This is a genomic window from Actinoplanes sp. GCM10030250, assembly GCF_042666575.1.
Taxonomy (GTDB): Bacteria; Actinomycetota; Actinomycetes; order Mycobacteriales; family Micromonosporaceae; genus Actinoplanes.
Map to the genome: position 1 here is coordinate 148,914 of NZ_JBHTDO010000018.1, position 11,890 is coordinate 160,803.

An 11,890-nucleotide genomic window follows, 5' to 3' on the forward strand; every position below is an offset into this window, starting at 1 on the left:
AGCTGCCGCATTCGGCCTCCCACCTGCTGGTATTCCGCTAGCGGCGGCGCAGCGATCCGAGGCCCGCGGCGAGGGCCGATCCGGTCGCCAGGAGCGCCACCGCCGCCAGTCCCGTCTGTCCCCGCCCCCAGCGGGCCGGGCCACCCTCGACCCGGGGCGCCGGCGTGAAGACGTTGCCCTCGTTGTCCTCGCTGCGCTCGCGGGAGAGTACGAGCCCGCGGACCATCGGCGTCACGAGGACGTCGTAGAGCCGCGGCAGCGCCACGAACCCGGCCCGGATGAACCAGTTGGCCGCGCCGACCGAGACGTCCGCGCGGGGCCGGTCCGCCAGCCGGATGATCTGCCGGGCGACCCGCTCGGGCCTGTCGACCGGGGGCGGTGGCCGGCCGACGAAACCCGCGTAATTGGCCGCACTCGTGAAGATCGGCGTGTCGACGCTGCCCGGGGAGACCGCGCAGATGTGCACGTCACGCAGGTCGCGGTTCTCCTGCCGGAGCGAGCGGATGAGACCGCGCAGACCCCACTTCGACGCGATGTAGGACGACATCTGGGGTACCGCGATGCGCGCCAGCAGCGACTCGCAGACGATGAGCGTCCCGTGTCCCTGAGCGCGGAAGCGGCTGAGCGCGGTGCGGGCGACGTTCGCCGGGCCGATCAGGCCGGTCACGACCACCCGATCGAAGACCTCCGGCGGGACGTCCTCGAATTTGCCGTACGCCATTACCGCCGCCGTGTTCACCCACACGTCGATGCGCCCGAACGCGGAGGTGGCCACCGCGGCGAGTTGGGCGACCTGCTGCGAGGACGTCACATCGACGGGTACGACGAGCGGGTTCCCACCGCACTCGACAGCCACCTTCTCGAGGTCGGCCATCCGGCGGGAACCCAGCACCAACTGATCACCTCGCGCCGCGAACGCCAGCGCCGCCGCGCGCCCGATACCGCTGGACGCACCCGTTATCACCACGACCCGCGGATTCATGCCGCTCTACTACCCGGGGCCGGGCGAAACTCACTCCCAGCGCAGATACCGCGCGGCGACCGCTCCGAGCCCCACGGTGAACGCCGCCATCACGGCCAGATGCCCCCACTGCGGCCAGTCTCCGGCCCACGCGTCCTGCAGCGCCGCGGAGGCGGCTCCCAGCGGTGTGAAGTCGGCGATCCGCTGCACCGCGCCGGGCATCAGCGGCCCGGGCGTCCACACGCCGGCGAAGAACATCATCGGGAAGTAGATCAGCGAGCCGACCGAGGAGGAGGCCCGCGCGTTCGGGGTGAGCCCCGCGACCGCCAGGGCCAGCGCGCACATCGCGCTGGAGCCGAGCGTGAACGCCAGCACGAAACCGGCGATGTTCCCGGGCGGGCCGACGTCGAAGACGATTGCCGCGGCGAGCCAGGCCAGCAGGCAGCTGACCAGCAGCGCACCGACGTTGACCACCACCTGGGCGCCGAGCAGGACCCGCGGCGAGACCGGAGTGGCCGACAGCCGCCGCAGCACACCCTTCTCCCGGTAGCCGGACAGCACGCCCAACAGGGTCACCATCGCCACGGTGGCGATCGCCATGGTCAGCGTGATCGGCAGGTAGCCCTCGATCGCCCGGCGGCCACCGAGTTCGGCCACCGGATCCTGGAAACCGGGGATCGCCGAACCGAGCACGACCAGGAGCAGGGCCGGGAAGGCGATGCCGAAGAACGCGTTGACCGGCTCCCGTACGAAAAGCTTGGTCTCCAGCCAGATCATCTTCACGAGTGACTCCCGGTGAGCGCGAGGACGGCGTCCTCGAGGGTGGGCATCTGCGACGCGGCGACCAGCTCGGCGGGGGTGTCCACGGCCAGGACCCGGCCGGCGGCGATGACCGCCAGGCGGTCGCAGAGCCGTTCGGCCTCGTCCATGAAATGGGTGACCAGCACGATGGTGACGCCGCGGTCGCGGACCTGGCGGATCAGCTGCCAGGTGTCGCGGCGCGCCTGCGGGTCGAGCCCGGTGGTGAGCTCGTCGAGGATCGCCACCGCCGGGTTGCCGACCAGGGCGAGCGCGATGGACAGCCGCTGCTTCTGGCCGCCGGAGAGCTTGCCGAAGGCGGTGTTGCGCTTGCCGGACAGGCCCAGCTCGTCGAGCAGGACCCGCCAGTCGGCCGGATCCGGATAGAACGAGCTGTAGAGATCGAGGGCCTCCCACACCCTCATCCGGTCGGGCAGCTGGCTCTCCTGGAGCTGGATGCCGAGCTTGCGGCGCACGGCCGCGCGGTCACGCCGCGGGTCGAGGCCCAGCACGCGTACGGTCCCCGCGTCGGGTTCGCGCATGCCCTCGACACACTCGACGGTGGTGGTCTTCCCGGCGCCGTTCGGCCCGACGATCCCGAAGATCTCGCCGGCTTGCACCTCGAACGACACGTCGGCGACCGCGAGCTGGCCGCCGTAGCGCTTCTGCAGGTTGCGCACCTCGATGACTGACATGCCATCGACGCTAGGAATTCCGGCGTTCGCGCAGAATGGGCCAGGCCACCCGGTAGGAGTGCACCTAGCACCACCCCGCTCGGTACCCTGCCCCCATGTGGTGGCGGCCGGCCGGACGAAGACTGGAACCGTGATCCGTTACGCGCTCGCCCTGCCCCGCTGTGCCGTTCTGGCCGTGTTCACGGCTGCCGGCTTCGCGTACGGTGTGCTGCTCGTCGCCGCCGCCACCCTGGTCGTTCCTTACCCGGCCGTCCTGCTCGGCCAGTTCCGGATCGCCACACTCGGCCGCCGGCTCACCCGCGCCTGGACCGGCGCCGACCTGCCCGACGTCGAGCGGACCCCGCCGCCGGAGCCGCGGCGCCGCCCCGACGGGTGGTACGTCCACGACAAGTCCCTGTTCAGGTCCCCGAGGATCGTGCGCTGGCTGATCAAGGGGGAGCACTACGGCAACGATCCCGAGGTCGCCCGGGAATGGCGGTGGCTGATGCTGGCCCCGTTCAGCAGCGCCCTGCCCGTGCTGGTCCCGGTCGCCCTGATCGTCGCGGCCGTCCTGCTGCGAAACCCGCTCCCCCTCGCCGCCGCGCTGTTGCTCGCACCGTTCGCCCTGCGCCTGTACGGCAGCTGGACCCGATCCCTGCTGCGGCACAGATCAACGACCGGCTGGTTCGACCGGGCCTCCGTGGCCACCTGGCGCGCCGCGGGCCTGGTCGGGCTCTCCCTCGCCGCGTTCGCCGGCACCCTGCTGAACCTCGTTGTCGTCGCGCTCTCCCTCGGCGGGCTGGCACCGCAGGTCATCAAGATCACCCGGCCCCTGGTCGAGCGCTACCGAAGCCACGCCGATCTGCCCGCCCCCTACCGGCCCTACCCGCCACCCCCGCTCCCCGACGAGGACGGCAACTACCGGATCGGCCGCACCCTCTACCCGGAGCTGCGCCAGGCGATCAGCGTCCAGCGGTACGGCTGGCTGGGCGGTGACCCGGCCACCTGGCGCGACCAGCTGTGGTCGCTGGGCGCCCTGCTGCTCGCGCCGTTGTCGCTGGTCCCGGCGCTGCTGGTCAGCTTCGGCTTCTACGGCCTGGTCTGGCAGCCGCTGACCTGGATCTTCTGGGCGGTGCCGGTCGGCGTGTTCACCGGTTACTGGGTGACCCCGTTCTGGCTCTGGTACGCCTTCGACTACGCCGGCTGGCTCCCCGCGCAGATTCCCGGCTGGACGAGCATCCCCCTCGGTCTCCTGCTCGCCCTGCTCGGCCTGCTGCTGGCCGCCCCGCTGATGCGGCTCCGCAAGTCCTGGGACCGCCTGCTGCTCGGCCCGACCAGCGCCACCGTGCTCGCCACCCGGGTCGCCGAGCTGAGCACCAGCCGCGCCGACACCGTCGACGTCCAGGCGGCCGAGCTGCGCCGCATCGAACGCGACCTGCACGACGGCGCCCAGGCCCGGCTGATCGCGGTCGGCCTCGGCCTGAACGCCGTCGCCCACCTGATGGAGACCGATCCGGTACGCGCGCGGCAGCTGCTCGCCCAGGCACAGGAGACGTCGGCAGCCGCCCTGACCGAGCTGCGCAACCTGGTCCGCGGCATCCACCCACCGGTCCTGGCCGAGCGCGGTCTCGGCGACGCCGTACGAGCCATCGCGCTGGACACCCCCCTCCCGGTGACGGTCGACGTCGACCTGCCCGGCCGCCCCGAGCCGCCGGTGGAGTCGGCGGTCTACTTCGCGGCCTGCGAGGCCCTGGCGAACGCGGCCCGCGTCGCCGCGCACGTGTCGATCACGCTGTCGCACCGCGACGGCCGGCTGCGGATGGTCGTGTCCGACGACGGCCCCGGCGGCGCCGACCCGGCGAGGGGTACCGGGCTGCGCGGCATCACCCGCCGCCTCGGTACCTTCGACGGGACCCTGACCCTGGACAGTCCGGCCGGCGGTCCGACCGTCGTCACCATGGAGGTTCCGTGCGCGTTGTCCTCGCCGAGGACCTCCACCTGCTGAGGGACGGTCTGGTCCTGCTCCTGGAGAGTCACGGTTTCACCATCGCCGAGGCCGTCGGTGACGGCCCGTCGCTGCGGGACGCCCTGTCGCGGCACCGGCCGGACGTGGCGATCGTCGACGTACGCCTACCGCCCACCTTCACCGACGAAGGCCTCCAGGTCGCCCTGGCCGCCCGCCGGGAGATCCCGGGCCTGCCCGTCCTGGTCCTCTCCCAGCACGTCGAGCAGCTCTACGCCCGCGAGCTGCTGGCCGACGGCGCCGGCTCGGTCGGTTACCTGCTCAAGGACCGTGTCCTCAACGGCGATCAGTTCGTCGACGCGGTCCGCCGGGTCGCCGCCGGCGGCACCGCCATGGATCCGGAGGTCATCGCCAAGCTGCTGAACTCGGGCGGCTCCGCGTCGCCGCTGGCACGGCTCACCCCGCGCGAGCGCGACGTGCTGGAGCTGATGGCGGAGGGCCGCTCGAACGCCGCCATCGCCCAGCGCCTGTTCCTGAGCGAGAGCGCCGTCGGCAAACACATCGCGAGCATCTTCGGCAAGCTCGGCCTGGCACCGAGCGACGACGACAATCGCCGGGTCAGAGCAGTTCTCGCGTACCTCAAAGACTCTTGACGCGGCGCCGGCCGCGACCGAGACAGACCAGCCCGCCGGCCCGCTGTCATCTGCCGACGCTGGGCCGCAACTGCCACTGCTGGTCGTCCGAGTTGTTGTCCCGGTACTGCTGGACGTTCGCGCTGTCGGCCGTCGACATCCCGTCGACCGCCAGCAGCTTGCCGCTGTGCCTGTTGACCAGCTTGAAGTTGCCGTTCCCCGCGTCGACCGGCAGCCACAGGTGATCGGCCGTGCCGTTGTCGTCGTACTGAACGACCTGAGCGCTGTCGGCAGTCGACATGCCCGCCACCCCGAGGACCTTGTTGCTGTTCAGGTTCTTGATCCGGAACCACCCGTCGCCGTTGCCGACCAGCTCCCACCGGTGGTCCATCGTCCCGGTGTCGCCGTACTGCTGCACCGCCGCGCTGTTGGCCGTGGAGGCACCGGCGACGGCGAGCAACTTGCCGCTGTGCCGGTTGGAGATCTTGAAGGTCGGCTTGCTCCACACCTGGAGCTCACTGAGTCCCCAGCCCACGCCGCTACCCCGGTTAGGCGCGACAACCCGCAGCTGATCGGTATTGATCGGCGGGAAGGTGACCCGGGTCAGCCCGTTCGGGACCGGCGCCGCCACCGGCAGGTCGAGCCACTGCGCGCCCGACAGATACTGCAGCTGGTAGCTCGCCGGTACCCGCACTCCCCCGCCGTCGTCGTAGAAATACAGCCGCACATCGTCGACGGTCACCGGCCGGCCGAAGTTCACACCGACGTGATCGGTGGCGTTCGGCGAGCTGTACGACGTCCAGCGGGTGTTCTGCGGGACGTTGTTCTCGAAGATGTTGCCGTCGACAACCCGCCAGGCGTTGTCCACCGTGAACGTGTACGAGGCGAACGGCTGGGTCGCGCCCCCGCCGTGCCGCTGGGTGTTGGCGGCGATGTTGACCCGCCCGTCGGTCACCGGCGCGACCTTCGGGCCGCCGACGTCGACGGTCAGCGCGGTCAGCCCGGCCTGAGCGGCGACCTGGTTGCCGTCGACGAAGACCTTCAGCCCGGCGCCACGGCCGTACCTGCCGCCGGTGCGGTCCCACAGCACGGTGAGGTTGTGCCCGTGGTACGGCGCGTTCTCCAGCAGGAAATAGTCCCAGCTCGCCGGGGCCAGCGGCTTGATCGTGACCGCGTCGTCGGAGCGCCCGTCCACGCCGATCAGCCCGGAGATGACGTTGTCGACGTAGGTGGAGTGGTTGTAGTCCTCGCTGTGCCCACCGCCGTCGTAGACCCAGCGGTTCTCGTCCGGGTGGTGGCCCTCCGCCACGTAGGGCACGCCGTTGCGGTACTGGGTCAGCGCGTACTTGCGAAGCAGGTCGACGAAGTCGGCGCTGTCGGCGTAGGGCTGCGCGGGGTAGTCCTGCAACAGGTTGGCCAGGCCGGCCAGGACCTGCGAGGTCGCGTAGGGCCAGGACGGGCCGTTCCAGCGGCAGCATCCGCTCAGCGCGTCACGCATGAACTGCGGGCTGCGCCGCTCCGCCGTCGTCGGCCCGTAAGCCGCATAGAAGCCCTGCGGGTCGGTCACCTGCGACCAGGCCACCGACCGTGCGGGGTCCGGCATGTTGAACATCCACGGTACGAAGCCGATGTGCTCGCGAGTGTCGAGCTTGGCGAGGCCGGGGTTCTGGTCGCGCATCACGTGGTAGTAGAAGTTGCGTTGCGGGTCCCACAGCCGGTTGTCCATCGCCGTCTTCAGCGCCGCGGCCCGCCCGTTGTAGGTGTTCGCCGTCGCGGTGTCACCGTTGAGGCCGGCGATGCCCGCGATCGCCTTCGCGTCCCCGTACTGGTAGGCGTTGATGCTCGGCCGGTAACCGGCACCACCGTGATAGGGATCCGGCGACTGGTAGGACGCCGCCGACAGTTCGCTGGCGTCCCAGACCGGCACCTGCCAGTACAGGCCGAGCGACGCGTTGTACTGCACGTTCCACCTGTCGTAGAACCTCTGCAGGGCCGGCTGCTGCGCGGCGGCGAAGGCCCGGTCCCCGTTGACCAGGTACCGGTTCCACACCGCACTCGCCGCCCAGAAGCTGTACTCGTGACCCCAGTCGGTGGTGTTCGGGTTCACCGCCTCCTCGGCCGGCTTCGGCCCCGCGCCCGGCCCGGTCAGCCAGTAGTTGATGTAGTCGTCGAGGTACCGGTTGCTGCGCACCCAGCGGCCCTCGGTTATGTGGTGCCCGGCCGCCGCGGAGATCCCGCCGTAGGGCGCGCCGTAGGACACCGGGTTGAGGAACTCACTGGAGATCCAGCCGTACTGCGGGCCGGTGTAGACCAGGTGCTCCTTCCAGGTCTTCCACCGGTAGTAGTAGACGTCCTGGATCTGGCGGTCCGGCACTTCGAGGAACGGGATGTTCGCCCGGTACCAGGCGGGGTCGTTGAACCCGCCGACGAAGGTGTCCTTGTTCAGGAACGTCGTCCCGGCGCCGACCGCCGGCAGCGGTTCACGAGGATCGATGGCCGCTGCCGGGGTGCCGATGCTCATCAGCGCGATGGTTGTGGCGAGGGCCAGGGGAATGCGCACGGGCATGGCGGCAGCTCCTCGGTTGCTGTTCCGGGGACGCGGAACTGTAAGGAATCCAACCTGTTCGATATCAACGGTGTCAATATCTGATCGAACGTGGTGGGAAATGTTCCGCGGCACCGTGCCCCGCGCGTCAGCCGACGGCCTTCGCCCGCTCCGCCGCCTTACCGATCAGGTCACGCACCAGCTTCTCCGAGCCGCCCAGGTTCTCCCAGCCCATGTCGGTCACCACGACGATCGCGTCGTCCACCCGGGCCAGTGCCGCGTACCGGCTCACCGTGGCCGGCTCCTCGTCGGCGTAGCTCTCCTTGGAATCGATCCGCACGAGAACCGACTCGTCCCCGCCCACGCCGTTGCCCACGACCGACCACTTGAGCTGGCCCTCACCCAGCCCACCGGGGCACTTCTTCAACGCCGCACCGATCTCGTCGAACTGCTTCGCCGCACCACCGGCCTCGTGCCGCCCGACGAACTCGGCCACCACGGTCGGCACGCTGCCCTCCCCCTCGGCCGACTCCACCACGTACTTCACGGCCACCGCGTCACTGCGCGTTTCGTCGCTGGGATAGGGCTTGTCACCGCACGGGCGCAGCGGCCGCACATGCGGGAAGTCACCCTGCTCCAGCGGCTCCGCCTTGGCCTCCCGCACATCCGCCGGCTGCAACAGCGCACTCGCGGGGATCCCGTCCGCCGCCGCACTCGCGCTGGGTGCCGCATCCTCAGCCGTTCCCTCCGACGTGACAGCAACCGGCGCCTGCCCCGATCCCGCCGGTTGCGGCGCCGCTTCGGTCCCGGTGCCGCACCCCGCCAGCAGCGCGAAACCCGCAGCGGCGGCGGCGAGGCGGATCTTCTTGAGCGGTACGGCGGACATGCTGCTCCTCAACTGTCGGCGACGTCACCATTCCACTGCCCACCGAGCCCCCGGATAACACCATTTCGTGCCATGTCACGATGAGCCGCCGGGTAGCCTGCGTGGCCGCCAGCCGGGGGTGCGAGGCGAAACTGGGGTGCGGCGCGGGTGGGAGCGCCGTAGAACACGGGGATGACTTCTCAACTTTTTGCGGTCTGCTTCGCGGCTGGGCAACCGGAGCGGCTGGCGCGGTTCTGGTCCGGGCTTCTCGGCTGGGAGCAGGCTGAGGACGGCACACTGCTGCCCGACGAGGATGCCGGGTTTCGGATCCGGTTCGTGGCGACCGGGGAGCCGAAGAGTTCGCAGAACCGGGCGCACTTCGACCTGACCAGCAGCTCCCTGGCGGAGCAGGAGCGGACGGTGGCGCGGGCGCTGGAACTCGGCGGGCGGCACTGTGACGTGGGTCAGCTGCCGGAGGAGGAGCACGTGGTGCTGGCGGATCCGGAGGGTAACGAGTTCTGCGTCATCGAACCGGGGAACAAGTTCCTCGCGGGGTGCGGGTTCGTCGGTGCGCTGGCCGGCGAGGGCCTGCCGGAGGCCGGCTATTTCTGGAGCGCCGCGCTGGGGTGGCCGCTGGTCTGGGACCAGGACGAGGAGACAGCCATCCAGGCACCGCGGGGCGGCCCGAAGTTCACCTGGGGCGGCCCGCCGCTGATGCCCAAGATCGGCACTGACCGGGTGCGCCTGGAACTCACCGCTACCGCCGGCGAGGTTGACCGGCTGATTTCCCTCGGAGCGACACCTATCGGCGCCGAGCCGGGTCACGTGCGCCTGGCCGATCCCAGCGGCGTCGACTTCAGCGTGCGCCTGGACCCCGGCCACGGGTGAGCGCAGCCGGCAATACCGGGAGTTGACGTGCGGGTGAGCGCCGCCCGGGCGCTGCAGAGGTGCGGTCGGCCACGGGTGAGCGTGGCCGGGACGCTCAGGGTCAGGCGCGTTCGGCTACCGGCTCGGCGACCCTTGGTGCGGGCTCGGGTGCTTTCGCGCGGCGGCTGCTGATCAGCTCGTCCACCGACCAGGGCCCGGCACCGAACGCCGCGATGATCAGGAAGGTCCAGGCGTACAGGGCCGGGGTGACCCCGCCGTTCTGGATCGGCATCAGGCCTTCGGGCTGGTGGACGACGAAGTAGGCGTAGGCCATCGATCCGGAGGCCAGGATCGCGGCGGGGCGGGTGAACAGGCCGATCATGACGAGGAGGCCGCAGCAGAGCTGGATCAGCGCGGCGTACCAGTTGGGCCAGACGCCGACGGGGATCGGCTCACCCGTGCCGCGACTGCCACCGAGCAGGCCGAACAGGCTGGCCAGACCGTGACAGGCGAACAGGAGACCGATGACGACGCGGAACAGCGGCCAGGTGATCTGGGCGAAGCGAGGGGAAGACAATAGACGCTCCTCAGCCTGAAAGTGGGCTAACCTGGCAATCCACATTAGGCGCGCGCCGTTCCCGTAACAGATTGATGATCGTAAATTTCTTCTAAGAAAACGCCCCCCCAGCTTCGCGGAACTGGGGTATGCGGCGGTCGTCCCGGCTGGGAGGATCGGCGCGATGCCGGCCTCAATGAGCAATTTTCAACCTGACGGCGGGCCCGAAGCTGCCGAGCCGTTGTCCAGCGTCGGCAGCCGAAGCCCTCGCCACATTGGAAAAGGCTCACTGTTCGCGGTCAGCGACCTCCATGTGGCGTATGCGGAGAACCGCGCCGTCGTCGACCGCCTCGTCCCCGAGTCCGACCAGGATTGGCTGATCGTCGCCGGTGACGTCGCCGAGGTCTTCGGTGACGTCGAGCGGACCCTGCGGCAGCTCCGCAGCCGTTTCAGCCGGGTCATCTGGGCACCGGGCAACCACGAACTCTGGACCCACGCCAAGGATCCGGTACGCCTGCGCGGCGAGCAGCGTTACCGGGAGCTGGTCCGGATGTGCCGGGACAGCGGCGTGCTCACCCCCGAGGACGACTACGCGGTCTGGCACGGTACGGGTGGCCCGGTCACAGTCGCGCCGCTGTTCCTGCTCTACGACTACACCTTCCGGCCGCCCGGCACAGCCACGAAGGAGGAGGCGCTGCGCCAGGCGTACGAGAAAGGGGTTGTCTGCGCCGATGAGATGATGCTGCACCCGGACCCCTACCCGGACCGGGAGTCCTGGTGCCGGGCTCGCGTCAGCGAGACCGAGCGGCGGCTCGCCGCGACCGACCCGGCGCTGCGCACCGTGCTGATCAACCACTGGCCGCTGGTGCGCCGGCCGACCGACGTGCTGTGGTTCCCGGAGTTCGCGCAGTGGTGCGGGACCGTGCACACCGCCGACTGGCACCGGCGGTTCCGTGCCGAGGTTGTCGTTTACGGTCACCTGCACATCCCGCGCACGACCCACTACGACGGTGTCCGGTTCGAGGAGGTCTCGCTCGGCTACCCGCGGGAGTGGGTACGCCGGGGCTCGGCACCGGCACCGCTGCGCCGCGTTCTCGGGGAGCGTCCGTGATCGAGTTGCTGCTGCCGGAGCCGGTCGCCGCCGTGGAGACCTTCGACGATGTCGCGGACGAGGCCTGCTTCCCGGGCGAGGAGGACCTGATCGCCGCGGCCGTGGAGAGCCGGCGGCGGGAGTTCGTCACCGCCCGCCGGTGCGCCCGGGAGGCCCTTCAGCGCCTCGGCTTCGCGCCGCGGCCGATCCGGCCGGGCCCCCGCCGGGAACCACTCTGGCCACCGGGTGTGGTCGGCAGCATCACCCACTGCGCCGGTTATCGCGCCGCCGCGGTGACCACCGGCACCGTCCTGGCCGGTCTCGGAATCGACGCGGAGCCGCACGGGCCGCTGCCGGACGGGGTGGCCGAGGCGGTGACCGTGCCGGAGGAGCGGACGACGGTGGCGGACCTGTCCCGCTCGATGCCGGCCGTCCATTGGGACCGGTTGCTGTTCAGCGCCAAGGAGTCGGTCTACAAGGCGTGGTACCCGCTGACCGGGCGCTGGCTGGGCTTCGAGGAGGCGCGCCTGGAGTTCGACCCGGCAGCCGGGACCTTCGTGGCCCGGCTGCGGGCCGACGGGACCCGTCTGGACGGCGGACCACCTTTGCGTACGCTGCACGGCCGCTACCTGGTGGCCCGCGGCCTGGTGTTGACCGCGGCGCTGGTCGATCCCGGACAGCCGAGCGGTTACTCGGCTATCCGGGTCCGCAGCGTCCAGCGGTAGACGACCCGCCGCTCCTCGTCGCCGGCGTGCCAATCCTCGGTGCGCTCGAAGTGCTCGTAGCCGCCGAGGTGCTCCACCTTGATTTTCTCCTGAGCGCCGTCGATCCGCACCGACCGGGACGCCACGGGAAGGTCAGCAGGGCCGCCCTCCAGTGCGACGGCGATGGTCAGGTCCTGGGTCTCAGCCATCGGGTACCCCCATGTCGAGAGGACTG

Annotated in this window: 11 protein-coding genes and 1 pseudogene; 5 read left to right on the top strand and 7 right to left on the bottom strand. The window is 70.5% G+C overall.

The genetic code is table 11. From position 1 onward, the window contains the following. Window positions 1-37: 37 nt before the first annotated feature. From ACFQV6_RS23270 to ACFQV6_RS23280, 3 genes and pseudogenes are all read right to left on the bottom strand, one after another. Complete coding sequence (locus tag ACFQV6_RS23270) at window positions 38-982, bottom strand: SDR family NAD(P)-dependent oxidoreductase (protein WP_378029663.1); 945 nt, start codon at window positions 980-982, stop codon at window positions 38-40. Window positions 983-1,012: 30 nt separating this feature from the next. Beyond that, entirely contained in the window at window positions 1,013-1,738 is a 726-nt protein-coding gene (locus ACFQV6_RS23275) for an ABC transporter permease (RefSeq protein WP_378029694.1), read from the bottom strand. A gap of 62 nt (window positions 1,739-1,800) precedes the next feature. Further along, window positions 1,801-2,454 (bottom strand): annotated as a pseudogene (locus ACFQV6_RS23280) (ABC transporter ATP-binding protein); the annotation flags it as partial. A 130-nt stretch (window positions 2,455-2,584) separates the two neighbouring features. Between ACFQV6_RS23280 and ACFQV6_RS23285 the strand changes: the two are divergent. Both ACFQV6_RS23285 and ACFQV6_RS23290 read left to right on the top strand, forming a co-directional pair. Further along, a complete protein-coding gene (locus ACFQV6_RS23285) occupies window positions 2,585-4,438 on the top strand; it encodes a sensor histidine kinase (RefSeq protein ID WP_378029664.1) in 1,854 nt (617 codons plus the stop codon). Then, window positions 4,402-5,049: a LuxR C-terminal-related transcriptional regulator gene (locus tag ACFQV6_RS23290; protein ID WP_378029665.1), complete on the top strand. Its 648-nt coding sequence runs from the start codon at window positions 4,402-4,404 to the stop codon at window positions 5,047-5,049. Before ACFQV6_RS23285 ends, ACFQV6_RS23290 begins: the two co-directional genes overlap by 37 nt. Before the next feature lie 46 nt (window positions 5,050-5,095). Here the strand turns inward: ACFQV6_RS23290 and ACFQV6_RS23295 are convergent, their stop codons facing one another. Both ACFQV6_RS23295 and ACFQV6_RS23300 read right to left on the bottom strand, forming a co-directional pair. After that, complete coding sequence (locus ACFQV6_RS23295; protein ID WP_378029666.1) at window positions 5,096-7,594, bottom strand: RICIN domain-containing protein; 2,499 nt, start codon at window positions 7,592-7,594, stop codon at window positions 5,096-5,098. Between the two features lie 127 nt (window positions 7,595-7,721). Next, window positions 7,722-8,459 carry a hypothetical protein gene (locus ACFQV6_RS23300; RefSeq protein WP_378029667.1) on the bottom strand — a complete coding sequence of 246 codons (738 nt, stop codon included), beginning with the start codon at window positions 8,457-8,459 and terminating at the stop codon, window positions 7,722-7,724. 171 nt (window positions 8,460-8,630) lie between these two features. On the opposite strand from ACFQV6_RS23300, the gene ACFQV6_RS23305 reads away from it, so the two are divergent. After that, complete coding sequence (locus ACFQV6_RS23305; protein WP_378029668.1) at window positions 8,631-9,326, top strand: VOC family protein; 696 nt, start codon at window positions 8,631-8,633, stop codon at window positions 9,324-9,326. A gap of 100 nt (window positions 9,327-9,426) precedes the next feature. Here the strand turns inward: ACFQV6_RS23305 and ACFQV6_RS23310 are convergent, their stop codons facing one another. Continuing rightward, complete coding sequence (locus ACFQV6_RS23310) at window positions 9,427-9,882, bottom strand: DoxX family protein (RefSeq protein ID WP_378029669.1); 456 nt, start codon at window positions 9,880-9,882, stop codon at window positions 9,427-9,429. A 253-nt stretch (window positions 9,883-10,135) separates the two neighbouring features. Here ACFQV6_RS23310 and ACFQV6_RS23315 point away from each other — a divergent pair, with 253 nt between their 5' ends. Beyond that, window positions 10,136-10,972, top strand: a complete 837-nt coding sequence (locus ACFQV6_RS23315; RefSeq protein ID WP_378029695.1) for a metallophosphoesterase family protein — start codon at window positions 10,136-10,138, stop codon at window positions 10,970-10,972. Continuing rightward, complete coding sequence (locus tag ACFQV6_RS23320; RefSeq protein WP_378029670.1) at window positions 10,969-11,676, top strand: 4'-phosphopantetheinyl transferase; 708 nt, start codon at window positions 10,969-10,971, stop codon at window positions 11,674-11,676. The genes ACFQV6_RS23315 and ACFQV6_RS23320 overlap by 4 nt, the downstream gene beginning before the upstream one ends. On the opposite strand, the gene ACFQV6_RS23325 is transcribed toward ACFQV6_RS23320, so the two are convergent. Further along, a complete protein-coding gene (locus ACFQV6_RS23325) occupies window positions 11,640-11,864 on the bottom strand; it encodes a DUF5988 family protein (protein WP_378029671.1) in 225 nt (74 codons plus the stop codon). The two genes, ACFQV6_RS23320 and ACFQV6_RS23325, sit on opposite strands and share 37 nt — an antisense overlap. Between the last annotated feature and the right edge of the window lie 26 nt (window positions 11,865-11,890).

Bases quoted from the DNA above. Each gene is read 5' to 3' on its own strand.
- ACFQV6_RS23305 (WP_378029668.1), top strand. From the start codon at position 8,631: ATGACTTCTCAACTTTTTGCGGTCTGCTTCGCGGCTGGGCAACCGGAG.
- ACFQV6_RS23270 (WP_378029663.1), bottom strand. From the start codon at position 982: ATGAATCCGCGGGTCGTGGTGATAACGGGTGCGTCCAGCGGTATCGGG.
- ACFQV6_RS23300 (WP_378029667.1), bottom strand. From the start codon at position 8,459: ATGTCCGCCGTACCGCTCAAGAAGATCCGCCTCGCCGCCGCCGCTGCG.
- ACFQV6_RS23295 (WP_378029666.1), bottom strand. From the start codon at position 7,594: ATGCCCGTGCGCATTCCCCTGGCCCTCGCCACAACCATCGCGCTGATG.
- ACFQV6_RS23325 (WP_378029671.1), bottom strand. From the start codon at position 11,864: ATGGCTGAGACCCAGGACCTGACCATCGCCGTCGCACTGGAGGGCGGC.
- ACFQV6_RS23275 (WP_378029694.1), bottom strand. From the start codon at position 1,738: ATGATCTGGCTGGAGACCAAGCTTTTCGTACGGGAGCCGGTCAACGCG.